22 protein-coding genes are annotated in these 20,049 nt (G+C 61.6%); 6 read left to right on the top strand and 16 right to left on the bottom strand.

Features of this window, described 5'->3' with window-relative positions; genetic code table 11:
- Positions 1–12: 12 nt before the first annotated feature.
- A complete protein-coding gene (locus ABTV87_RS16640) occupies positions 13–1,650 on the top strand; it encodes an ATP-binding response regulator (protein ID WP_221535676.1) in 1,638 nt (545 codons plus the stop codon).
- On the opposite strand, the gene yecR is transcribed toward ABTV87_RS16640, so the two are convergent.
- Together yecR and ABTV87_RS16630 are read right to left on the bottom strand one after the other, a co-directional pair.
- Positions 1,622–1,930, bottom strand: coding sequence for a YecR family lipoprotein (gene yecR / locus ABTV87_RS16635; protein ID WP_007950440.1), 309 nt, complete (start codon positions 1,928–1,930; stop codon positions 1,622–1,624). The genes ABTV87_RS16640 and yecR overlap by 29 nt on opposite strands.
- 60 nt (positions 1,931–1,990) lie before the next feature.
- Positions 1,991–2,305 carry a hypothetical protein gene (locus ABTV87_RS16630; RefSeq protein WP_007950439.1) on the bottom strand — a complete coding sequence of 105 codons (315 nt, stop codon included), beginning with the start codon at positions 2,303–2,305 and terminating at the stop codon, positions 1,991–1,993.
- A 444-nt stretch (positions 2,306–2,749) separates the two neighbouring features.
- Between ABTV87_RS16630 and ABTV87_RS16625 the strand changes: the two genes are divergently transcribed.
- On the top strand, positions 2,750–3,418 hold the full coding sequence (locus ABTV87_RS16625; protein WP_433897952.1) for a hypothetical protein: 669 nt from the start codon (positions 2,750–2,752) through the stop codon (positions 3,416–3,418).
- 396 nt (positions 3,419–3,814) lie between these two features.
- Here the strand turns inward: ABTV87_RS16625 and ABTV87_RS16620 are convergent, their stop codons facing one another.
- From ABTV87_RS16620 to ABTV87_RS16610, 3 genes are all read right to left on the bottom strand, one after another.
- Entirely contained in the window at positions 3,815–4,993 is a 1,179-nt protein-coding gene (locus ABTV87_RS16620; RefSeq protein ID WP_221535677.1) for a trans-sulfuration enzyme family protein, read from the bottom strand.
- Positions 4,990–6,366, bottom strand: coding sequence for a pyridoxal-phosphate dependent enzyme (locus ABTV87_RS16615; protein ID WP_085603045.1), 1,377 nt, complete (start codon positions 6,364–6,366; stop codon positions 4,990–4,992). The genes ABTV87_RS16620 and ABTV87_RS16615 overlap by 4 nt, the downstream gene beginning before the upstream one ends.
- 259 nt (positions 6,367–6,625) lie before the next feature.
- Complete coding sequence (locus ABTV87_RS16610; RefSeq protein WP_007957392.1) at positions 6,626–7,561, bottom strand: Ppx/GppA family phosphatase; 936 nt, start codon at positions 7,559–7,561, stop codon at positions 6,626–6,628.
- A gap of 295 nt (positions 7,562–7,856) precedes the next feature.
- Here ABTV87_RS16610 and ABTV87_RS16605 point away from each other — a divergent pair, with 295 nt between their 5' ends.
- Both ABTV87_RS16605 and map read left to right on the top strand, forming a co-directional pair.
- Positions 7,857–8,117 carry a ParD-like family protein gene (locus ABTV87_RS16605; protein ID WP_011334623.1) on the top strand — a complete coding sequence of 87 codons (261 nt, stop codon included), beginning with the start codon at positions 7,857–7,859 and terminating at the stop codon, positions 8,115–8,117.
- The gene (gene map / locus ABTV87_RS16600; protein WP_085603048.1) at positions 8,114–8,905 is read left to right on the top strand and encodes a type I methionyl aminopeptidase; all 792 of its coding nucleotides are present in this window, start codon (positions 8,114–8,116) and stop codon (positions 8,903–8,905) included. Before ABTV87_RS16605 ends, map begins: the two co-directional genes overlap by 4 nt.
- 141 nt (positions 8,906–9,046) lie before the next feature.
- Here the strand turns inward: map and ABTV87_RS16595 are convergent, their stop codons facing one another.
- The 5 genes from ABTV87_RS16595 to ribBA all read right to left on the bottom strand — a co-directional run bounded on the left by ABTV87_RS16595 (position 9,047) and on the right by ribBA (position 14,280).
- Positions 9,047–10,201: an ABC transporter ATP-binding protein gene (locus ABTV87_RS16595; protein WP_433897951.1), complete on the bottom strand. Its 1,155-nt coding sequence runs from the start codon at positions 10,199–10,201 to the stop codon at positions 9,047–9,049.
- Positions 10,202–10,218: 17 nt separating this feature from the next.
- Positions 10,219–11,028 carry an ABC transporter permease gene (locus tag ABTV87_RS16590; protein WP_007957396.1) on the bottom strand — a complete coding sequence of 270 codons (810 nt, stop codon included), beginning with the start codon at positions 11,026–11,028 and terminating at the stop codon, positions 10,219–10,221.
- A gap of 6 nt (positions 11,029–11,034) precedes the next feature.
- The gene (locus ABTV87_RS16585; RefSeq protein ID WP_085603052.1) at positions 11,035–11,982 is read right to left on the bottom strand and encodes an ABC transporter permease; all 948 of its coding nucleotides are present in this window, start codon (positions 11,980–11,982) and stop codon (positions 11,035–11,037) included.
- A complete protein-coding gene (locus tag ABTV87_RS16580; RefSeq protein ID WP_134023306.1) occupies positions 11,979–13,004 on the bottom strand; it encodes an ABC transporter substrate-binding protein in 1,026 nt (341 codons plus the stop codon). Before ABTV87_RS16580 ends, ABTV87_RS16585 begins: the two co-directional genes overlap by 4 nt.
- Before the next feature lie 166 nt (positions 13,005–13,170).
- Positions 13,171–14,280, bottom strand: coding sequence for a bifunctional 3,4-dihydroxy-2-butanone-4-phosphate synthase/GTP cyclohydrolase II (gene ribBA / locus ABTV87_RS16575; RefSeq protein WP_433897950.1), 1,110 nt, complete (start codon positions 14,278–14,280; stop codon positions 13,171–13,173).
- Between the two features lie 65 nt (positions 14,281–14,345).
- Between ribBA and ABTV87_RS16570 the strand changes: the two genes are divergently transcribed.
- Complete coding sequence (locus ABTV87_RS16570) at positions 14,346–14,639, top strand: DUF1330 domain-containing protein (protein WP_248740711.1); 294 nt, start codon at positions 14,346–14,348, stop codon at positions 14,637–14,639.
- Between the two features lie 138 nt (positions 14,640–14,777).
- Positions 14,778–15,260: a hypothetical protein gene (locus ABTV87_RS16565; RefSeq protein ID WP_433897949.1), complete on the top strand. Its 483-nt coding sequence runs from the start codon at positions 14,778–14,780 to the stop codon at positions 15,258–15,260.
- 57 nt (positions 15,261–15,317) lie between these two features.
- Here ABTV87_RS16565 and ABTV87_RS16560 read toward each other — a convergent pair whose 3' ends face one another.
- The 6 genes from ABTV87_RS16560 to ABTV87_RS16535 all read right to left on the bottom strand — a co-directional run bounded on the left by ABTV87_RS16560 (position 15,318) and on the right by ABTV87_RS16535 (position 20,026).
- A complete protein-coding gene (locus tag ABTV87_RS16560) occupies positions 15,318–15,881 on the bottom strand; it encodes an NUDIX hydrolase (RefSeq protein WP_007957402.1) in 564 nt (187 codons plus the stop codon).
- Between the two features lies 1 nt (position 15,882).
- Entirely contained in the window at positions 15,883–16,635 is a 753-nt protein-coding gene (locus tag ABTV87_RS16555; RefSeq protein WP_085603063.1) for a GntR family transcriptional regulator, read from the bottom strand.
- A 58-nt stretch (positions 16,636–16,693) separates the two neighbouring features.
- Positions 16,694–17,083, bottom strand: a complete 390-nt coding sequence (locus tag ABTV87_RS16550; protein ID WP_085605114.1) for a carboxymuconolactone decarboxylase family protein — start codon at positions 17,081–17,083, stop codon at positions 16,694–16,696.
- A gap of 133 nt (positions 17,084–17,216) precedes the next feature.
- Complete coding sequence (locus tag ABTV87_RS16545) at positions 17,217–17,702, bottom strand: flavin reductase family protein (RefSeq protein ID WP_074688589.1); 486 nt, start codon at positions 17,700–17,702, stop codon at positions 17,217–17,219.
- Between the two features lie 12 nt (positions 17,703–17,714).
- The gene (locus tag ABTV87_RS16540; RefSeq protein ID WP_085603065.1) at positions 17,715–19,196 is read right to left on the bottom strand and encodes an aldehyde dehydrogenase; all 1,482 of its coding nucleotides are present in this window, start codon (positions 19,194–19,196) and stop codon (positions 17,715–17,717) included.
- On the bottom strand, positions 19,193–20,026 hold the full coding sequence (locus ABTV87_RS16535) for an alpha/beta fold hydrolase (RefSeq protein ID WP_085603067.1): 834 nt from the start codon (positions 20,024–20,026) through the stop codon (positions 19,193–19,195). Before ABTV87_RS16535 ends, ABTV87_RS16540 begins: the two co-directional genes overlap by 4 nt.
- Between the last annotated feature and the right edge of the window lie 23 nt (positions 20,027–20,049).

Raw genomic sequence — 20,049 nt, 5'->3', positions numbered from 1 at the left:
GGACGTTCCCCCATGAAGTTCGAAAAGAACACCGAGCTCGACCAGGCCAATCTGCGCATCATCATCGCCAGCATCGCGCTGGTTTACATGGCCGTGCTCGGTTTCCTGCCGGGCCAGCGCTTCGATACCTATCTGCCGGTGGTCACCTACATTTCCCTGTTTCTGCTGGCATCCGTCGTGCTGCGCCAGGCCATCGTGCGCTGGCCGGGGCATTATCCGGCGCGGCGGATTTTCGGCATGCTCCACGATTACACCGGCACCAGTTTCGGGTTGGTGGTCGGTGGTGAGGCGGCGTTGCCCATTTATGCCGTCATGGTCTGGGTCAACCTCGGCAACGGCATGCGCTACGGCTCGCGCTACCTGGCGATTGCCACGGTGCTGGCATTGCTGGCGCTGCTGGCGGTCTATCGGTTGACGCCGTACTGGCAGGCGCAACCGTTCATGGTGTTGATGCTGATGATCACCAGCACGGTGATTCCGGTGTATGCGCACCTGCTGCTGGAGCGTACGCGCAAGGCATCTGAAGAAGCGGTTGCTGCGAACCTTGAGAAGTCGCGTTTCCTGGCTCAGGCCAGTCATGACCTGCGTCAGCCGATCCATTCTATCGGCCTGTTTACCGCATGCCTGCGCGAGTCGCGGCTGGGCGAGGAGGAGCGGCGGCTGGTGGACAGCATCGACCGTTCGCTGCTCAACGTGTCGCAGCTGTTTCGCTCGATTCTCGATCTCTACACCCTTGATAACGGGCGGATTTTGCCCCGGTTGCAGACGCTTGAACTGGGCGAATGGCTGGCGGATCTGATCCGCCAGAACGCCGAAGCCGCACGCTGGGCGGGTGTCGAACTGCGCTTGCGGCCTTGCGAGCACTGGGTGCGCACCGATCCGGCGTTGCTCGCGACGATGGTGCAGAACGTGCTCTCCAACTGCTTCAAATACGGTGCGCACCGGCCGGTGCTGATCGGTGTTCGCAAGCGCGGCGCAGGGTTGGCCATCGCGATCTATGATCGCGGCAGCGGGATCGCCGAAGAGCATTTGCCCAAGGTGTTCGAGGAGTTTTATCGGGTACGCCAGCTGCGCGACAAGGACGTCGAAGGCGTGGGCCTGGGGCTGTCGATTGTCCGGCGTCTGGGGCAATTGATCGGTGTCGACGTCGCGATCCGCTCACGGCTGGGGCATGGCACGGCGGTGACCTTGCATGGACTGCCACTCGCGCCGCCGCAGGTGCCGGTCAATCGGGAGGAGGCTCGGCAAATCGGTTTGCTGACGGGGTTGAAGGTGTGTCTGGTGGAAGATGATCGCAACGTTCTGCTGGCGACCTCGGCGTTGCTCGAGCGCTGGGGCTGCGTTGTGCAGGCGGAACTGAGCGGGCAGGGCCTGGTCACGGACTGCGACATCATCGTTGCCGACTATGACCTCGGCTCCCACAGCACCGGCATCGAGTGCATCGATGAAGTTCGCCGTCAGCGCGGTTATGCGGTGCCGGCCATGATCATCACCGGGCATGACATCGAAAAAATCCAGGCGGCCCTGCATGATCGCCAGATCGCCATTCTGTCCAAGCCGGTACGCCCGGCCGAGCTGCGCGCGACCTTGCGCGCGCTGCGCGACCGGCAGACCGAAGCGGTCAGCGCTTACACAGATAGTCTTGCGTGATGGTGGTTTGCAGGCAGTTGTACTGACCCATGGTGCGGCAGATGTTTTTCTCCGAGCCCGAGACTTCGGCGCTCTTGTAGCCCCAGACCTTGCAGCGGCCTTCAGCCGTGGCCAACCCTTGAGCGGCGGAGGTTTGTCCGCTCTCGAACTGGCCCAGTTCATAGGAGACCTGGACAACGCCGTCGGTCTTGCTGCCGCCGGTGGCTTCCCATTGCTTGGGGGTGGCGCAGCCGGTCAGAACGACGGCCGCGAGGCTGAGGGTGGCGATGAGTGTTTTCATGATCGAGCGGTATCCTTTACCGGGTGAGACGAGGCGTTGGTACGGTTTTTCTGCGCCGGATTACTGGTACGGAATCGGTGACGCACCTTTGGGCAGGCAAGACAGGGGAGGCGTCATGATGCCCATGCTAGCGACGGCCATGATTACGCCGCTGGGCTGCTCGCAGTTGTATTCGCCGGCGGCGGTGTAGGCCGTGTAATAGGTGAGGGTGCTGTCGTTGCGTACGTTGGCGATTTTACTGACCGGCTGGCCAATGACCGTCTGGGCACGTTCTTTCATGCTGTCTTCGGTGGGTTTTACGGTCTGGCAACCGGCGGCGCCGAGGAGCAGGGCACTGAGGACTGTGATTCTGGCAAGGCTGAAGTGCGGTTTCATGGTGTTTCTTCCTTGGTGTTGTTGTTTTTCCAGGCACAACGATCCCGCGCACTGCACAGCGGCAATGTTGGGGAGCGTCAGGGGTTGCGAGGGAATATAACGCCAGGGACCGGGGTGGTCGATTAGCACAAATGTGCTAGTGCGGCGCAACCAGCGGTGGGCTGGTTGCGCCGATAGCGGTTATTGAGGACTGTTGAACTGGTCGGAATAGCTGCCGCTCATGAGGGCGGAAGCGACCTGGTCGGAGCCGACGCCTGCGCGGGAATAGGCGAGCCGGTTGGCACCGACCTTGTCTGCGCCATCGGCGGCGAGGGCGCGTGCGCCGACGTGGTCGGAGCCGTCAGAAGCGACTGCTCCAGCGCCAACGTGGTCGGAGCCGTCAGAAGCGACTGCTCCGGCGCCGACATGATCTGAACCGTCAGAGGCGACCGCTCCAGCGCCAACATGATCGGCACCGTCGGAGGCAACAGCCCCAGCACCGACGTGATCCGCGCCGTCAGAGGCAACAGCTCCAGCACCGACGTGATCCGCGCCATCAGAGGCAACAGCCCCAGCGCCAACATGATCGGCACCGTCGGAGGCAACAGCCCCAGCACCGACGTGATCCGCGCCGTCAGAAGCTACTGCTCCGGCGCCGACGTGATCGGCACCGTCGGAGGCAACAGCCCCAGCACCGACGTGATCCGCGCCGTCAGAAGCTACTGCTCCGGCGCCGACGTGATCCGCGCCGTCAGAAGCTACTGCTCCGGCGCCGACGTGATCTGCACCGTCAGAAGCAACGGCGCCTGCGCCAACGTGGTCCGCGCCGTCAGAAGCAACCGCCCCCGCACCCACATGATCCGCCCCATCCGACGCCAATGCCTGCGCCTTCGCAGCCCAGACATTGGGCATTGCCACCGTTGCCGCAACTGCCAGGACGAGGCCCGGCCAAAGCGTGTGCTTCATGATTTTCTCCACGCCCCATCAGCCAAACAGCAACCGAGCGTTACCCGTCATTCGTTCATTGACGGAAGGCTCGTCGGCCCGGGGTCAACCAGATTGGTGAATGGCACGGGGGCACCGGAGGGGTGCACGGGTGTCGACGGTTTACAGGAAATCTGGACAGCGAACTGAAAAGTATAGTTCGCCCTTGGCGAGAGGCAGGCTGAAGGGCCGTGAAGGCGATAGTCGGTTAGCTTCCTTGCAGGCCGGCGCTAGAAAACAATCAGTCTAAAAACCGCGTAGCGCAATGTCGCGCGTTTGCTAGGCTCAAGAATGTAGGCGAAGACGCAGACTGATGCGCAAGCGGATAGCAAGGGGACGTGGGGCGCGTTCCGAAGGGTACACGGTTAGAAAGATCTCCGCGCTGAGATCCAGCCCTTATGCCGTGTGAAGCAGCCGAGACCGTACCCCTTTCAATTTGGTCCGGTACTGTGAGAAGCCTGATAAACCTTGTAAGCCAGAGACCAGCACTGGCCGCCTACTCAAACACCAAAGCCCGCCTCGTGCGGGCTTTGACGTTTTCGGGCGTTAGATACTGGCCAGCGCTTGCGCCAGATCCGCGCGCAGGTCTTCGATGTCCTCGACGCCCACCGACAGACGCACCAGACTGTCACCGATGCCGAGCTTGGCACGGGTTTCCGCCGGAATGGTCGCATGAGTCATGATCGCCGGGTGCTCGATCAGGCTTTCCACACCGCCAAGGCTTTCGGCCAGAGCGAAGATCTGCACGTTCTCCAGGAAGCGGCGAGCGCCTGCCAGATCACTGTTCAGATCCAGGGAAATCATCCCGCCGAAACCACGCATCTGACGCTTGGCCAGTTCGTGCTGCGGATGGGATTCCAGGCCTGGGTAGTAGACGCGTTTGACCTGCGGCTGCTGTTCCAGCCAGCGCGCCAGATCCAGTGCGTTGCTGCAATGACGCTCCATACGCAGCGCCAGGGTCTTCACGCCGCGCAGGGTGAGGAACGCGTCGAACGGGCCGGAGATTGCGCCGACGGCGTTCTGCAGGAAGCCCAGACGCTCGGCCAGCGCAGGATTGTCACCGACTACCGCGATCCCGCCGATCACGTCGGAGTGACCGTTCAGGTATTTGGTGGTCGAGTGCAGCACGATGTCGAAACCCAGTTCCAGCGGACGCTGGATCCACGGACTGGCGAAGGTGTTGTCGGCCACGCAGAGGATCCCGCGCGCCTTGCAGATGCGCGCGATGGCGGCGAGGTCCGACAGGCCCAGCAGCGGGTTGGTCGGGCTCTCCACAATCACCATGCGCGTGTCGTCCTGCAACGACGCTTCGAACGCCGACAGATCCGCCAGATCGACGAAGCTGAAACGATGCCCGGCACTGCGCTGACGCACCTTGTCGAACAGACGGAACGTGCCGCCGTACAGGTCATTGCCGGACACGATGTGCGAGCCGGCGTCGAGCAGTTCGAGCACGGTGGAAATCGTCGCCAGCCCGGACGCGAAGGCGAACGCCTGGGTGCCGCCCTCCAGATCCGCCACGCAACGCTCCAGGGCAAAACGCGTCGGGTTGTGCGAGCGGCCGTAGTCAAAACCCTTGTGCACGCCAGGGCTGTCTTGCAGGTACGTCGAGTTGGCGTAGATCGGCGGCATCAGCGCGCCGGTGGTCGGGTCCGGCGTTTGCCCGGCGTGGATCACGCGGGTGGCGAAGCCCTGTTGACGGGCGTTCTTGTCGTGCTGGCTCATGCCAGGGATCTCCGTAATTGATTGAGCATGTCGACGCGGGTGATCAGGCCATGGAAGCCTGAAGCGTCGGCGATGATGGCCACCAGGCCGCTGCTGAGCACGGCTTCCAGTTCAGCCAGCGTGGCGCCGGGGGCGAGGGTTTGCAACTTGTCCGTCATCGCTTTGGCGACGGGTTTGCTGAAGAGCGAAGCGTCTTCGTGCACACGCACCAGAATGTCCGACTCGTCGATCACGCCGACCAGTTGTTTGCCATCCACCAGTACCGGCAACTGCGAGACATCGGCCAGGCGCATGCGCTGGAACGCGGTCATCAGCGTATCGTCCGGGCCGACGCTGACAACTTTGCCGTCTTCGAAACGTCGGGCAATCAGGTCGCGCAGGTCGCCGTAGCGTTTGCGTTGCAGCAGGCCCTGATCGGTCATCCACTGATCGTTGTAGACCTTCGACAGGTAGCGAGTGCCGGTGTCGCAGACGAAGCTGACCACGCGTTTCGGCTCGGTCTGTTCGCGGCAGTAACGCAGCGCGGCGGCGAGCAGGGTGCCGGTGGACGAGCCACCCAGAATGCCTTCGGCTTTCAGCAGCTGGCGCGCGTGATCGAAGCTTTCTTCGTCGCTGATCGAGTAGGCGCTGCGCACGCTCGACAGGTCGGTGATCGACGGGATGAAGTCCTCACCGATGCCTTCCACCGCCCAGGAACCGGCGGTGCCCAAGTGCTTGCTGCGGCTGTATTCAGCCATCACCGAACCGACCGGATCGGCCAGGACCATTTCAAGATCCGGTTGTACGCGTTTGAAGAAACGGGTCAGACCGGTCAGGGTGCCGGCCGAGCCAACGCCGACCACGATCGCGTCGAGGTCATGCTCGGTCTGGGCCCAGATTTCCGGCCCGGTGCTGCACTCGTGGGCCAGCGGGTTGGCGGGGTTGTTGAACTGGTCGGCGAAGAACGCACCGGGAATGTCCTTGGCCAGACGGGCGGCGACATCCTGGTAGTACTCGGGATGACCCTTGCCGACATCGGAGCGGGTGATGTGCACTTCGGCGCCCATGGCCTTGAGGTGCAGGACTTTTTCGGTGGACATTTTGTCCGGCACCACCAGCACGACGCGGTAGCCCTTGGCGCGGCCAACCAGGGCCAGGCCCAGACCGGTGTTGCCGGCGGTGGCCTCGACGATCGTACCGCCCGGTTGCAGTCGACCGTCGCGCTCAGCGGCGTCGATCATGGCCAGACCGATGCGGTCCTTGATCGAACCGCCGGGGTTCTGTGATTCGAGTTTGAGAAACAGGGTGCAGGGACCGGTATCGAAGCGGGTGACTTGTACCAGCGGCGTATTGCCGATCAGCCCAAGTACGGCAGGGCGTGAATCCTTTGACATCTCTTCACCTCTTTGTGGTGTTGATCGCGTTCCATTCGCGGGGAAAAAGCTCGCGTGCAACATAGGCTCAGACCTGAGCTGTCGCAACCTTTAAACGGCCGGAAATACAGCCATTTCGATCTAACGATAGAACGAAATTGGACAGGGGAAGGAAGTGATTTGCAGGGGTTTATACGCAGGCGTCATCGAGTATTGAAAGGGCGTCTTCAGCGTCACGAAGCGCTTGATCCGGCAGTGAAAATCCTGCAGCGAAAATCGCTCAGTGGTTGCTCATCAGGCCGTGCAGCACGCCCAGTCGCAAGCCGGGTTCGGAGGGCACCATTTGCGAGATGCCGAACACTTTGAACGCTGCCAGCATGACCACCAGACCGCCGGGCAGGATGCTCTGGCGATGGGGTTGCAGGCCGGCCAGTTTCAGCTGTTGAACATTGCTGACTTCCAGCAGGCGCAACGACAGCCGCAGCAGGCCGCCGTAGGTGATGCCGCTCTCGCCATGATCGTTCAGGCGATTGGCCTTGAGCACCTTGGCGAGCATCCGCGCGGTACCTGAAGAGCCAATCGTCTGCTGCCAGCCCTGGGCGCGATAACGGCGAGCGACCTTTTCGAATTGCAGGATGGCCACCCGTTCGGCTTCTTGCAGCGCACCGGGGGAAATCTCGCCGTTGCGAAAGTAGCGCGTGCTCAAGGTACCGCTGCCGAGGGCGATGCTTTCGGTCAGCAGCGGTTGCGCGCCCTGGCCCAGAATCAGTTCTGTGGAACCACCGCCAATGTCGACCACCAGGCGCATGTCATCGGCGACCGGCAAGGTGTGGGCCACACCGGCATAGACCAGACGCGCTTCTTCATGCCCGGAAATCACATCGATGCGAAACCCCAGATGCCGTTCCGCGCTGGCCAGAAACAGCTGCGCATTGTCCGCCTCGCGCACCGCGCTGGTCGCCACTGCGCGCACGCGACCGGGCTCGAAACCGCGCAGCTTCTTGCCGAACCGCGCCAGCGCCTGCCAGCCGCGATCCAGCGCCATTTCATCCAGTGCCCGGCCGTCGAAGCCTTCGGCCAGCCGCACCGGCTCGCGCAAGGTTTTGACCTCCTGAATCATGAAGCCCTTTCTGCTGCGCACCGACTGGCCAATCATCATGCGAAAGGCATTGGAACCGAGATCGATGGCGGCAAACAGCGAGGTGTCTTCTTTCATGGGGATCCTTGCAAATCTTCCGTCGGGAGGCGCGGGACGGTTTGCGAGGATTCTGCCGTGGGTTCGATGACAACCTGATGACGCGGGTGGGGCGGTTCAGTGAATTCATCGCTGTCATGACACTGTCATTATCGGCTGCCAATACTTGGCCCCAATACATCGCGTGCTTTTCATGATTCGGCTGCCTTCCGGGCAGCTTTTTTTTGCCTGCGATTTAACGGGCGCGCAAGATTTGCAATCCCGGACGATGCACGATTAATATACGATCCATATACACTTCGTATCGGATATTGCCATGGGCATCGTAAAAATTTCAGAGGACATGCACGAGAATCTGCGCATCTCCAGCAACGCACTCAGCCGCTCGATCAACGCGCAGGCCGAACACTGGATGCGCATCGGCATGCTCGCCGAGCTGTATCCCGACCTTGATCACCACGCCATTTGCCGGTTGCTGATTCGCGCCGAGCAGTCGGGCGGTCTGGATCTGCAGCAAGTCTGCGCATTGGCGGATGCCGCGCAGAACGCCTCGGTCAAAGAGGCGGCCAAGGCATGAGAAACCCGATCAAGATCAACACCCAGGCCGAAATCGCCCAATCCCGAGAGGCCGGCAGACTGGCCGCCGAGGTGCTGGCGATGCTGGTACCGCACGTCAAGGCTGGCGTCACCACCGATCAGCTCGACCAGTTGTGCAACGACTACATCGTCAATGTGCAGAAAGCCATTCCGGCCAACGTCGGTTACCACGGCTTCCCGAAAACCGTCTGCGCGTCGGTCAACGAAGTGGTCTGCCACGGCATTCCTTCGAAGCGCGTGCTGAAGGACGGCGACATCGTCAATCTCGACATCGCGGTGATCAAGGACGGCTGGTTTGGTGATACCAGCCGCATGTACGTGGTCGGCGAGCCGACGCCCGAGGCGCGGCACCTGATCAAGACCACTTACGACGCCATGTGCGCGGGGATCCGCGTCGTTCGGCCGGGCGCCACGTTGGGTGACATCGGACATGCGATCCAGACGTTGGCGGAGAAGGAAGGGTTCAGCGTGGTGCGCGAGTATTGCGGGCACGGGATCGGCAAGGTTTATCACGATGAACCGCAAGTGCTGCATTACGGTTATCCGGAGCAGGGCTTGAAGCTGAAGGCGGGGATGATCTTCACCATCGAGCCGATGCTCAATGCCGGTAAGCGTCATGTGAAGAGTCTGGCGGATGGCTGGACGGTTGTGACCAAGGATCAATCGTTGTCGGCGCAGTGGGAGCACATGGTGGCGGTGACGGAGGATGGGTTTGAGGTGTTGACGGCTTGGCCGGACAAGATCGAAGGCTATCCGCCAGTCAACTGATTGGCGCAGAACTTGTGGGAGCGGGCTTGCCCGCGAAGGGGCCAGCAAATTCAGTATTGATGTTGAATGTGCCGGCCTATTCGTCGGATCGCCGCCCGGGGCAAGCCCGCTCCCACAGGGTTCCGTTGTTTTCTGAAGAACTTAGTGTGATCCGGCAGCTTTGTTCAGATCACTTTCGGCCCACTCGGTATAGACGCAAGCATCCGCCGTCGCCCACCGCACCCGAACCGGATCCCCAGCCTTCAACGGCATCCCCGCCGCCGACAACGCCTTCACCGTCATCGAAGTCCCACCCGAAGTCACCACACTGCACGTCTGGCTTTCACCCAGAAACAACACCTCAACCACCTTCGCCGAAACCTCGTTCCAGCCCGCTGCCAACGGCTCACTCGCCGCCTGCTGCACACTCAACGCCAACGCCTTCTCCGGACGCACCATCAGCAAAACATCCTGCCCGGTCTGCAATCCAGCGGTCAGGCGAATCGACAGCGACTGCCCCTCAAAACTCGCCGCCGCATTACCCTGCGCCTTGAGCTTGAGAAAGTTCGAGTTACCCAGAAACGACGCCACAAACGCATTCGGCGGATTCTGATAAAGGTCATACCCGCTGCCGAGCCCGACAATCTTGCCGTGACTGAAAATTGCGATGCGCTGGGACAGGCGCATGGCTTCTTCCTGGTCGTGGGTCACGTAGACGATGGTGATGCCGAGGCGACGGTGCAGCTGGCGCAATTCATCCTGCAAGTCTTCGCGAAGCTTCTTGTCCAGCGCACCGAGCGGTTCGTCCATCAGCAGAATGCGTGGCTCGTAAACCAGCGCCCGTGCAATGGCGACCCGTTGCTGCTGGCCGCCAGACAGTTGCGAAGGGCGGCGATGGGCGAATTGCTCCAGCTGCACCAGTTTCAGCATCGCATCGACGCGCTTGTCACGTTCAGCGGCGGCGAGTTTGCGGATCGCCAACGGAAACGCGATGTTGTCGCGCACTGACAGATGCGGGAACAGCGAATAACGCTGGAACACCATCCCGATGTCGCGCTTGTGCGGCGGCACGTTGATCAGCGACTGGCCGTTGACCAGGATCTCGCCGCTGCTCGGGGTTTCGAAGCCGGCGAGCATCGACAACGTGGTGCTTTTGCCCGAGCCGCTGGAGCCGAGGAAGGTCAGGAATTCGCCGTCCTTGATGTCCAGCGAGATGTTGTCCACGGCCGCGAAATCGCCGTAGTGCTTGTTCAGGTTGCGCAGGCTGACCAGGGGTTTGTCGTTCTGCTGGGATGCGTCTTTGATCACGGCACTCATGTCGTACTCCTGGGCGCTCAGGCGCTGATTTCGTTGCGCCGGCGCAGGGCGGCGGCGATCACCATGACCAATACCGACAGGCCGATCAGCAGCGTCGATGCGACGGCGATCACGGGCGTCAGGTCCTGGCGCAGGGTGGTCCACATTTTCACGGGAAGGGTTTGCAGGGTCGGGCTGGCCATCATCACGCTGAGCACCACTTCGTCCCACGAAACCAGGAAGGCGAAGAGGGCGCCGGCCACCATCCCCGGACGAATCGCCGGAAAGGTCACCTTGAACACCGCTTGCAGGCGTGACGCACCGCAGATCACCGCTGCGTCTTCAATCGACTGATCGAACAGTTTCAGCGAGTTGATGATCGAGATAATGGTGAACGGCAGCGCGACGATCACATGGCTGACGACGAAGGCGAACATCGTGCCGGTGTAGCCGAGCTTGAGGAACAGCGCGTACACCGCCACGGCGATGATCACCAGCGGCACGATCATCGGCAGGGTGAACAGACCGTAGAGCATTTCCCGGCCGGGGAAGCGTCCGCGCACCAGCGCGAAGGCCGTCGGCAAACCGAGGGCAACGGCGCAGATCGTGGTCAGCACCGCGACCTTGAGGCTGGCCAGCGCTGCGCTCATCCAGTCGGCGTTGGAGAAGAACTGCACGTACCATTTCAGCGTCCAGCCCGGTGGCGGGAACACCAGCCACTGGGAAGAACCGAACGACAGCAGGACGATGAACACGATCGGCAACAGCAGGAACAGGCCGATCAGCCCGGTGGTGAAATACAGGCCGAAGCGCATCCGGCGACTCATGGCATTGGGCGTCAGGAGCATGTCGGCTTACCTCGCGTTACTGGCGCCAACCGGGGATTCCGGTTGCAGCTTCAGGTAGACATAGAACAGCACCAGCGTGATGACGATCAGCAACGCGGCGCCGGCGCTGGCCAGGCCCCAGTTGAGGAACGACTGCACCTGCTGAATGATGAATTCCGGCAGCATCATGTTCTGCGCCCCGCCCAGCAGCGCCGGGGTGACGTAGTAACCGAGCGACATTACGAACACCATCAACCCGCCGGACGCCAGACCCGGCCGGCACAGCGGCAGGAACACCCGGAAGAAGTTGGTCCACGGGCTGGCACCACAGATCGAACCGGCCTGCAGGATCATCGGGTCGATGGCCTGCATGGTCGCCTGCAACGGCAGCACGATGAACGGGATCATGATGTAGCTCATGCCGATCACCACGCCGGTCAGGTTGTGCACCATTTCCAACGGCTGATCGATGATGCCCATCGCCATCAAGGCTTTGTTGATGACGCCCGAAGCCTGCAACAGCACCAGCCAGGAATAGGTGCGGGCGAGGAGGCTGGTCCACATCGACAGCAGCACGATGTTCAGAATCCAGCGGCCCCAGCCCCGTGGCACCAGGGTGATTGCCCAGGCCAGCGGGAAGCCCAGCAGCAGGCTGAACACCGTCACCAGTCCCGCCACCGAAAAGGTGTTGAACAGCACCCGGGCGTACGCCGAGTTAGCGAACAATTGTTCATAGTTGCCAAGGCCCGGCACTGGTTCCAGCACGCCGCGCAGCAACAAGCCAATCAGCGGGGCGAGAAAGAACAGACCGAGGAACAGCAGCGCCGGCGCGAGATTGCCGGCGCCGCGCCAGCGTTGCTTGAGGGACGGGGCTTGCGCCATGGCACTCGCCTTTTTGCCTTCAGCCAGGCCGGCAGCGCTCGGGGCGCTCCCGGTGGCAGTGGAGGGACGGGACGCGGTGGCCGCCATTTTCATTTGACCAGCCATTCGTTCCACCGTGTCGCGATGGCCGGACCGTTCTTGGCCCAGTACGCGAAATCAAGAGTGATCTGATCCTTAGCGTAGGCAGTCGGCAGGTTCGGGGCCAGCGTCGAGTCCAGACGCGCCACGCTGTCGACGTTGACCGGGGCGTAGGCGGTCAGGTTGGAGAAATCGGCCTGGCCTTTGGCACTGCTGGCGCTGGCCAGGAACTTCATCGCCGCGTCCTTGTTTTTCGCGCCCTTTGGCACCACCAGAATGTCGGCCATGACCAGGTTCTGTTTCCAGCTCACACCGACCGGTGCGCCGTCTTCCTGCAGGGCGTGGATCCGGCCGTTCCAGAACTGGCCCATGCTCGCTTCACCGGAGGCCAGCAGTTGCTGCGACTGCGCGCCGCCGCCCCACCAGACGATGTCTTTCTTGATGGTGTCGAGTTTCTTGAAAGCGCGATCAAGATCCAGCGGGTAGAGCTTGTCGGCCGCTACGCCGTCGGCGAGCAGGGCCAGTTCAAGCACGCCGGGGCTTGGCCATTTATAGAGGGCGCGTTTGCCGGGGAAGGTCTTGGTGTCGAACAGCGCGCTCCAGTCCTGCGGCTTGTTGGCGCCGAGCTTGCCCTCGTTGTAGCCGAGGACGAAGGAGAAGAAGAACGAGCCGACGCCGTGGTCGCTGACAAAACGCGGGTCGATCTTGTCGCGCTGGATCTGTTTGAAATCGAGGGGTTCGAGCAGGCCTTCGGCAGCGGCGCGCAGAGCGAAGTCGGCTTCGACATCGACCACGTCCCATTGCACGTTGCCGCTTTCGACCATGGCCTTGAGTTTGCCGTAGTCGGTCGGGCCGTCCTGCACGACGGTGATGCCGCTGGCCTTGCTGAACGGATCGGCCCAGGCCTGTTTCTGCGCATCCTGGGTGCTACCGCCCCAGCTGACAAAGTTCACACTCTCGGCGGCCATCGCGGCCTGACCGGTCACGCTCAGCAGTCCCGCGAAAAAGATCGCGGTTGCAGCTTTGTTCAACACCATTTTTACGCCCTCATTGTTGTGTTTTTGAGCGGGCTTGCGTTGTTGCCCGCCTGTCGGGAGCAGTAGCTGGACGGTTTTTCAGGTCATCCGGTCTATGGAATATCATATTATGGTATTCCAATCTTTGTGCAAGCACTTTGCCGTACCGGCTATCTGGCAAACGGGGTTATTCGGTGAAGGGAATGCTCTCGACCACCTCAAGATCGTAGCCAGTCAACCCGGCATATTTCAGCGGCGGGCCCAGGTGGCGCAGCTTGCCGACGCCCAGGTTCTGCAGAATCTGCGCCCCGGTGCCGACCTCCGAATAGATCCGCGATTGCGAGCGACTGAACTGCCGAGGCGGTTGAGTCAGTTGCGGAATGCGCTCCAGCAGCGCCTGGGAAGATTCATGATTGGCCAGCACCACCACAACGCCATGCCCTTCGGCCGCGACCCGTTGCAACGCCGCCCACAACGTCCAGTTCGTCGGCCCGCTGTACTCGGCGCCGACCAGATCCCGCAGCGGATCGATCACGTGCACGCGCACCAGCGTCGGCTCTTCGCGGCGCAGTTCGCCCATGACCATCGCCATGTGCACGCCGCCCTCGATGCGATCTTCGAAAGTAATCAAACGGAACGTGCCATGCACCGTCGGCAGTTCCCGCTCGCCGATGCGTTCGATGGTGTGTTCGGTACTCAGGCGATAGTGGATCAGGTCGGCAATGGTGCCGATCTTGATCCCGTGCTTGCGGGCGAAGACTTCCAGATCCGGACGACGGGCCATGGTGCCGTCGTCGTTCATCACTTCGACGATCACCGAGGCGGGCGTGAAACCAGCCAGCCGCGCCAGATCGCAACCAGCCTCGGTGTGACCGGCACGGGTCAACACGCCACCTTCCTTGGCGCGCAGCGGAAAGATATGGCCCGGCTGCACCAGGTCTTCTGCGCGTGCGTTCGGCGCCACCGCAGCGGCCACCGTACACGCGCGGTCGGCCGCGGAAATCCCGGTAGTCACGCCGACCGCCGCTTCGATGGAGACCGTGAACGCGGTGCTGAATACACTGCCATTGCTCGGCACCATTTGCTCCAGCCCCAGTCGCTGGCAATGATCGTCGGTCAACGTCAGACAAATCAGCCCTCGAGCCTCACGGGCCATGAAACTGATCGCCTCGGGCGTGCAACACTCGGCGGCCAGTAGCAGGTCGCCTTCGTTTTCCCGATCCTCGTCATCGACCAGCAACACCATTTTGCCGAGGCGATAATCTTCGATGATTTCTTCGATGCTGTTGAAGGCCATGCTGGACTCTCGATATGGGTGAAATTCGTGGTATACCATAATACAAAATCAACCAAGAGGTCACTATGAAGGCGTACTGGATTGCACACGTGGACATCACCGATCCCGATCACTACAGCCAATACACGCAGCGCGCGCCGAAAGCGTTCGCCGAGTTCGGCGCGAAGTTTTTAGCCAGAGGCGGGCGCAGCGAAGCAATGGAAGGACGGACGACGCCCCAGCGCAGCGTGGTGATTGAATTCGAAAGCTATGAGCAGGCGGTGGCGTGCTATCGCTCCGCGGCGTATCAGGAAGCGAAGAGCTATCGCGAGGAATGGGCGAGGGCGGAGATCATCATTGTGGAAGGGATGGCGCCGTAACGGCTTGCCCACTAGCCCTCAGGAACCACAGAATCGAACGTGGCGGCGATCTTTTGATATTTTTCAGGATCAGGAGATCGCCCGCAGAAAGGAATTTAATGCCTGCGGTTTTACACGATGTGCTCTAAGGGAATATTGATGCGCATGACAAAAGGAATGTTTGCAGGTAGGCGAGTAGGCCCCTGGCTAGTGGCGGCTCTATTGGTAAATGCAGTTTTGCTGGCTTTTCTGATTTTCGGGAACAGTGCGAAGGGACGCGATCTGGAGATGGTTAAAACCAAAGAACCACTGCTGATCGAAGGGCAAGGTGGCGATGACAATTACTATGTCCTGCCCATGGGAACAACGCTATATCACGATAAAAGCTTTCCTGAAGGGCACGATCGTTATGTTGTATATCTGAATCACAAAGGTGTCATTGCCCACGAAGAAGTCCCAATGAAGCCTGAATATGGCGGTTCTTTTATTGATCCTCTTTGGCTCGCCAATATTGATGCCGATACCTTGAAGGACATTTTCAAGCGTTTCCCGCTCTCCAAGAAAGACATCTCCGCTGCTCTCAAAGCCAATGAAATCACCAAAGATGATTTGGCGGATATCATTCGTGCGATGCCGGATTGAGTGAACAGCTGTCGAGGACCCGGGCCCAGCTCTGCATCTCTGGCAAGTGACGTTTAATCAACGCATGAAATGAATCTTGCCGCTGTCGTCATTGCCCATGTACATGCCATAAACCCCGGCCTGGCGTTCCTCGATGTAGCGTTCGAGGATCTGCCGGATCGCCGGGTAATAGATCTGCTCCCACGGGATGTCTTCCGGGGCGAAGAACTTGCAAGCGAGGGTTTCCGGGCCGTACTGGCCGGTGATCTCCAGCGCGAGGGCGCGGAAGATGATGTAGACCTCGCTGATCTTCGGCACGCTGAAGATCGAGTATGGCGAGACGATTTCCGCGCGCACGCCGCTTTCTTCCCAGACTTCGCGCAGGGCGGCCTGTTCGGTGGTTTCGCCGCTTTCCATGAAACCGGCGGGCAAGGTCCAGGTGCCGGGGCGCGGGGGAATCGCTCGTTGGCACAAGAGGTATTTGCCGTCCTGCTCGATGATGCAGCCGGCGATGATCTTCGGGTTTACATAGTGGATGTAGCCGCAGCCGCGGCACATCAGGCGCTCGTGCGTATCGCCCGGCGGCACCTGCTGACCGAGGTCAGCGCCACCGCATTTCGGGCAAAAGCTCGGGCTGAACATGTCAGTGACCTATGCGCGGTTCTTTCAGCGCGATGGGCAGGGTGATCGGTGGAGTGGCGCCGGTCTCTTCCTGCTTGCGCTTGAGGTAGTCGAGGGCCACGGCAGCCGCAGCGCGCACGTGATCGACGCACGCCTGATGCGCCGCCAGCGGATCGCCGCTCTTGATCGCCTCGACCATTTTTTCCATTTCGTGGTTACTGGCGCCGCGACGGTTTTCCTGGGAGACCGACGTCGCCCGCAGGTAGCTGATGCGCGCCTGCAACTGACGCAGCTGAGTGGCCGCGACATGGTTGCCCGAGCCTTCCAGCAGCACGTCGTAGAAACCCTGTACCGAGTCGATCACCTGTTGCAGTTCGCCGTCCTTGAGCGCCTTGCGGTTCTCGTCGAGGGCTTTTTCCAGGGCCTTGATGTCCTTGGCCTTGGCGCGCAGGGTGAACAGCTGGACGATCAGGCCTTCGAGTACGCAACGCAGCTCATAGATGTCGACCGCATCGGCGAGGGTGATGATCGCTACGCGCGGGCCTTTGGCGTCAGCGAACTCGACCAGACCTTCGGATTCCAGGTGACGCAAGGCTTCACGCACCGACGTACGGCTCACGCCCAGGCGATCGCACAGATCGCGCTCCACCAGGCGATCGCCCGGCAGCAGCTGGAAGTTCATGATGGCGCTTCGCAGTTTATCCAGCACGATTTCGCGCAGGGTGACGGGGTTGCGATTGACCTTGAAGCTGTCGTCGAGTGGCAGGCGTTTCATGGGGTCCGCTCTTTAAGGTGGCTGTCCATGCCAGACGGGCATCAAAACAGCCGAGGGGTTAACTGGAGGCCTCGGCGTCGGCTTCGGCGAAGGCTTCACGGGCGAGCCGGAAACTGTCCACGGCTGCCGGGACGCCGCAATAAATACCGACCTGAAGCAGAATTTCGCGTATTTGCTCACGACTCAGGCCGTTACGCAAGGCGCCGCGCACATGCAGTTTCAGTTCGTGCGGACGGTTGAGCGCCGAGATCATCGCCAGGTTGATCATGCTGCGCTCCTTGAGCGACAGGCCTTCGCGTCCCCAGACGTGACCCCAGCAGTATTCGGTGACCATTTCCTGCAACGGGCGGGTGAAGTCGTCGGCGTTCTCGATCGAGCGCTGCACATAGGCTTCGCCCAGCACCTGGGTGCGGATCTTCAGGCCCTTTTCGTACTTGTCGTTGTTCATCATTACCCCTCACACCACCATTCCCTGTGGGAGCGAGCTTGCTCGCGATAGCGTCAGCACCCGCAACATTGATGTCGACTGACACTACGCCTTCGCGAGCAAGCTCGCTCCCACAGGGTTTCGCATTATTTTCTCAACCCAGTGTCGGCAACGCGCCGAGCTTGCCCTTGTGATAAATCATCGGCGTCACCGGCTGCTCCGGCAGGATCAGGTTCTTCACCGCGCCAACGATGATCGCGTGGTCGCCACCGTCGTATTCACGCCACAGTTCGCACTCGATGATCGCCGTGGCTTTGGCGAGGATCGGGTTACCGAGCTCGCTCAAATGCCACTCGATGCCGTTGGCCTTGTCCTTGCCTTTGCCGGCGAAGGCGTAGGCCTCGGCGGTCTGGTCGGCGGACAGCAAATGGATCGCGAAACGCTTGCTGTCGCGCAGCACCGGGTAGGTGTCGGAAGCGTAGTTGGGGCAGAACAGCACCAGCGCCGGGTCAATCGACAGCGCACTGAAGGCGCTGGCGGTGATGCCGACGATGCCGCCATCCGGGTCAAGGGTGGTGACCACCGTGACCCCGGACGGAAACGAGCTCATGACGTCTTTGTAAATGCCGGGTTCGATCATGTCGCAGGACTCCTAACGCATCACAAACGGATCAGGCATCGGCGCCTGGGAGAGGTTGATCCACACCGTTTTCAGTTCGGTGTAGGCCAGCACCGAATCGATGCCGCTTTCGCGTCCATAGCCACTGTTCTTGAAACCACCGATCGGTGCCATTGCCGACACCGCGCGGTACGTGTTGACCCAGATGATCCCCGAACGCACGTCCCGGGCCAGGCGATGGGCGCGGCCCAGATCGCGGGTCCAGATGCCGGCGGCGAGGCCGAACTGTGAGTCGTTGGCAATCGCCAGCGCTTCGGCTTCATCCTTGAAACGGATCACCGAGGCCACCGGGCCGAAGACTTCTTCCTGCATGATCTTCATCGAGTTGCGATCGCACTCGAACAGCGTCGGCTCATAGAACCAGCCGTCGCCCACACCGCTCGGCCGCTTGCCGCCCAGACGCAGGCGCGCACCTTCGGCAATCGCATCAGCCACCAGACCTTCAACCACCGCCAGTTGCTGCGCGGTGGCCATCGGGCCCATTTCGCTGCTGTCGTCCTGCGGGTTGCCGATGCGGATGCGCTGGGCGCGCTCCACCAAACGGCTGACGAACTCGTCGTAGATTTCATCCTGCACCAGCAGTCGCGAACCGGATACGCAACTCTGCCCGGACGCCGCGTAGATCCCGGCGATGGCGCCGTTGATCGCGCTGTCGAGATCGGCGTCGGCGAAGATGATATTCGGCGACTTGCCGCCCAGTTCCAGCGACAGTTTGGCGAAGTTCTCGGCACTGCTGCGCACCACATGCCGGGCCGTGGCCGCGCCGCCGGTGAAGGCGATCTTGCGGATCAGCGGATGACGGGTGAGGGCGGCGCCGGTGCTCGGGCCGTAGCCGGTGACGACGTTGACCACACCCGGCGGAATCCCGGCTTCGAGGGCCAGGCGCGCCAGTTCCAGAATGGTCGCCGAGGCGTGCTCGGAGGGTTTGATCACGATGGTGTTGCCCGCCGCCAGCGCCGGCGCCAGTTTGATCGCAGTCAGATAAAGCGGGCTGTTCCACGGAATGATCGCGGCGACCACGCCCATGGCTTCGTGCACGGTGTAGGCGAACAGATCGGGTTTATCCAGCGGCAGGGTGCCGCCTTCGAGCTTGTCGGCGAGGCCGGCGGTGTAGTGGAAGAACTCCGGCAGATAGCCGACCTGACCCCGGGTTTCGCGGATCAGTTTGCCGTTGTCGCGGCTTTCCAGCTGCGCCAGTTGTTCCTTGTTTTCAGCGATCAGGTCACCGAGACGACGCAGCAGTTTGCCGCGCGCGGTGGCGGTCAAACCACGCCATGCCGGGCTGTCGAACGCGGTCTGCGCGGCTTGCACGGCGCGCTCGACGTCGGCTTCGTCAGCGTCGGGCAGTTCGGCCCAGGGTTCGGCCAGCGCCGGGTTGAGGCTTTCGAAAGTCTTGCCGGAGAGGGCGTCGACCCATTCTCCGCCGATGCACATCTGGAAGCGTGCGAGCGTCATGCAACGATCCCCTTTATATGGTTTTGTCGGGCGTGTGCGGTGTCGAGAAATTCCAGCAGCGTCTGGTTCACCAGCCGTGGCGACTCTACCGGCATCATATGCCGTTGCTCGGGCAGCACGGCAACCTTCGCGCCGGGAATGCGCGCGGCCAGTTGCTCGGCCATTTCCGGGGTCGATCCGGGGTCCAGCTCGCCGGTGGCGATCAGCGTCGGCGCCTGGATGCTGCCCAAGTCGTCGGCGCGGTACATGTCCTGGGTGGCGAACAGTTCGTAGGTGGTCAGGTAGCCTTGCGGATCATTGCCGGCGAGGGTCTGGCGGATCGCGGCTATTTGCGCCGGGTTGGCCGCCTGATATTCGCGGCTGAACCAGCGCGACAGCGCCGCTTCGGCATTCGCATCCGGCCCGTGTTCGGCGGCTTGCGCGGTGCGGGCGATGACGCCGGCGCGCTGCTCTTCGCTGCGGTTGAACACGCTGTTGAGCACCACCAGGCTTTTCAGGCGTTCCGGGTAATGCAGGGCAAACGCCCGCGCCACCAGACCGCCCATGGAAAAACCGATCACCGACGCCTCGGGCAATTGCAGGTGGTCGAGCAGCTCCAGCAACTGATCGGCGTAACCGAGCAGGGCGGTGCCGCTGGCCGGTCGCGGGCTGGCGCCATGGCCGAGCATGTCGTAGGCGATCACCCGGTATTGCGTGGCCAGGCCAACAATCTGGCCGCCCCACATTTCTTTGTTCAGGCCCACGCCGTGGATCAACACCACGGGTTGGCCTTGGCCGGTCGCCAGATAACTGGTGCCGGCCGGGGTGAGTTCAGCGGTGAGCCGAATCATGGAGCGCTCCTGCAATGCCTTTT

Origin of the sequence: Pseudomonas sp. PSE1(2024), assembly GCF_050990555.1 — a bacterium.
GTDB classification, from domain to species: Bacteria; Pseudomonadota; Gammaproteobacteria; order Pseudomonadales; family Pseudomonadaceae; genus Aquipseudomonas; species Aquipseudomonas aphyarum.
Note: the sequence above shows the minus strand (reverse complement) of the source record. Positions and strands in the feature narration are given on the sequence as shown.